The sequence below is a fragment of the Streptomyces sp. NPDC055815 genome (genome assembly GCF_053616475.1).
The window spans coordinates 1-2,509 of record NZ_JBSHDU010000178.1 but is presented as its reverse complement, the minus strand read 5'-3'; the positions used below and the strand labels follow the sequence as shown (position 1 = coordinate 2,509).

At 69.1% G+C, this 2,509-nt stretch carries 2 protein-coding genes; both read left to right on the top strand.

The window, feature by feature from the left end; genetic code table 11:
* The coding region (locus tag ACWGN5_RS41805) for a potassium-transporting ATPase subunit KdpA (protein ID WP_453524262.1) at positions 1-705 on the top strand (705 nt) is incomplete at its 5' end.
* On the top strand, positions 702-2,509 hold a 1,808-nt coding region (gene kdpB, locus ACWGN5_RS41800; RefSeq protein ID WP_453524260.1), incomplete at its 3' end, for a potassium-transporting ATPase subunit KdpB. The genes ACWGN5_RS41805 and kdpB, both read left to right, overlap by 4 nt.

The window sequence follows — 2,509 nt, the reverse complement described above, 5'->3', positions numbered from 1 at the left end:
ACCCGGTTCGGGATCGGCGGCTCGTCGATCTTCGCGGTGGCCACGACGCTGACGTCGACCGGTGCGGTGAACTCCTTCCACTCCTCGTACACCGGCTTCGGCGGCGGGATCACGATGCTGGGCATGCAGCTCGGCGAGATCGCGCCCGGCGGTGTCGGCTCCGGCCTCTACGGCATGCTGATCATGGCGATCATCGCGGTGTTCATCGCCGGACTGATGGTCGGCCGCACGCCCGAGTACCTGGGCAAGAAGATCGGCACGCGAGAGATCAAGTTCGCGGCCTGCTACATCCTCGTCACCCCGGCCCTCGTGCTCTGCTTCACCGCCCTGGCGATGGCCCTGCCGACGCCGGCGGACTCGATGACCAACTCCGGCGCGCACGGCTTCTCCGAGATCCTCTACGCGTACACCTCGGGCGCGAACAACAACGGCTCCGCCTTCGCGGGTCTGAACGCCGACACCCAGTGGTTCAACACCACGATCGGCATCGCGATGCTGCTCGGCCGGTTCCTGCCGATGGTGTTCGTCCTCGCCCTGGCCGGGTCGCTGGCCGAGCAGACGCCCGTACCGGAGACGGCGGGCACGCTCCGGACGGAGAAGCCGCTGTTCACCGGTCTCCTGGTCGGCACGATCGTGATCATCACCGGTCTCACCTACTTCCCGGCCCTCGCTCTGGGACCGCTCGCCGAAGGACTCGCAGCATGAGCACCCTCACTCCCACCCGGCCCCCGCAGGCAGGGGATTCCACCGGAAGGCCTGCCGAGACCGGACGCGTCGGCGGCGGGCTGTTCGACCCCAAGCAGCTGGTCACGTCCCTCCCGGACGCTCTGCGCAAGCTCGACCCGCGGGTGATGGTCAAGTCGCCGGTGATGTTCGTGGTGCTCGTCGGCTCGGTCGTCACGACCGTGCTCGCGGTGAAGAACCCGGGGGACTGGTTCGGCTGGGCGATCACCGCCTGGCTGTGGCTGACGACGATCTTCGCCAACCTGGCGGAGGCGGTCGCCGAGGGCCGGGGCAAGGCGCAGGCCGACACCCTGCGCAAGGCCAAGACGGACACCGTCGCCCGCCGTCTGACCAAGGACGGCAAGGGCGAGGAGCAGGTGCCCGGCACCGAGCTGCGCATCGGTGACCTGGTGGTCTGCGAGGCCGGCGACATCATCCCCGGCGACGGTGACGTCGTCGAGGGCGTGGCCTCGGTCGACGAGTCCGCGATCACCGGCGAGTCCGCCCCGGTCATCCGGGAGTCCGGCGGCGACCGGTGTGCGGTCACCGGCGGTACGAAGGTGCTGTCCGACCGGGTCGTCATCAAGATCACGACGAAGCCGGGCGAGACGTTCATCGACCGGATGATCAACCTGGTCGAGGGCGCGGCCCGGCAGAAGACCCCGAACGAGATCGCCCTCAACATCCTCCTGGCGTCGCTGACGATCGTCTTCCTGCTCGCCGTGGTCACGCTGAAGCCGTTCGCGATCTACGCGGGCGCCGACAAGCAGACCTCGATGATCGTGCTCACGGCCCTGCTGGTCTGCCTGATCCCGACCACGATCGGCGCGCTGCTGTCCGCGATCGGCATCGCCGGCATGGACCGGCTCGTGCAGCGCAACGTCCTCGCGATGTCCGGCCGGGCCGTCGAGGCCGCCGGTGACGTGTCCACCCTCCTCCTCGACAAGACGGGCACCATCACCCTCGGCAACCGGCAGGCCTCCGAGTTCGTCCCGGTCGCCGGGACGACGGCCGCCGAGGTCGCCGACGCGGCCCAGCTGTCCTCGCTCGCCGACGAGACGCCCGAGGGACGCTCGATCGTGGTCCTCGCCAAGGAGAAGTACGGGCTCCGCGAGCGTCACCAGGGCGAGTTGGTGGGCGCGGAGTGGGTCGCCTTCACCGCCCAGACCCGGATGTCGGGCGTGGACGTGGACGGGCGCAAGGTCCGCAAGGGAGCGACCGGTTCGGTCGTGGCGTGGGTGGAGGAGCGCGGTGGCGAGGTCGCCAAGGACGCCCAGGAACGCACCGACGCCATTGCGCAGGCTGGTGGCACGCCACTGCTTGTGGCGGTGGAGGACGCGGACGGGGCACGGGTCCTGGGTGTCATCCACCTGAAGGACGTCGTCAAGGAGGGCATGCGGGAGCGGTTCGACGAGCTGCGCCGTATGGGCATCAAGACGGTCATGATCACGGGTGACAACCCGCTGACCGCGAAGGCGATCGCCGAGGAGGCCGGTGTCGACGACTTCCTCGCCGAGGCCACGCCCGAGGACAAGATGGCCCTCATCAAGCGGGAACAGGCCGGCGGCAAGCTCGTCGCGATGACCGGTGACGGCACGAACGACGCGCCCGCGCTCGCGCAGGCCGACGTCGGTGTCGCGATGAACACGGGCACGTCGGCCGCGAAGGAGGCCGGCAACATGGTCGACCTCGACTCCAACCCGACCAAGCTCATCGAGATCGTCGAGATCGGCAAGCAACTCCTCATCACCCGGGGCGCGTTGACGACCTTCTCGATCGCCAACGA